The organism is Paenibacillus popilliae ATCC 14706 (assembly GCF_000315235.1).
In the GTDB taxonomy this organism is placed as follows: domain Bacteria; phylum Bacillota; class Bacilli; order Paenibacillales; family Paenibacillaceae; genus Paenibacillus_B; species Paenibacillus_B popilliae.
On record NZ_BALG01000240.1, the window covers coordinates 1 to 337 of the forward strand.

Below are 337 nucleotides of genomic sequence, written 5' to 3' on the forward strand. Positions count from 1 at the left end.
TCAGAGTAACCGCTGACGATGGCAATGCTACCATGACAGGAGATTTAAATGCCGATCTATCAACAGGTTGGTATCAGGTAGTTGATGCGCCTAACGCGCCAAGTACGGGATGGTATTATGTAGAGGTTATCCGCCATAATCATCTGTATTGTATACAAAATGCTTATGCTTTTGGTGGCGGGAATAGCTATTATCAGCGCAAGAAAGATGCCGGTAATTGGTTACCATGGCAAAACATAATAGCGGAGCTTGATCAAGTAAAGCAATCTGGCGTTGAGTTAAAAAACAAACTCGCGGGTGCCATCAACGCCAAAGGGGTGCAGGCATCCGCAAATGA

At 45.1% G+C, this 337-nt stretch carries 1 protein-coding gene; it reads left to right on the forward strand.

Annotated elements, in window-relative coordinates; translation table 11 throughout:
- Positions 1-32: 32 nt before the first annotated feature.
- Positions 33-337: pyocin knob domain-containing protein (locus PPOP_RS23490; protein WP_234399858.1), on the forward strand; the 305-nt coding region annotated here is incomplete at its 3' end.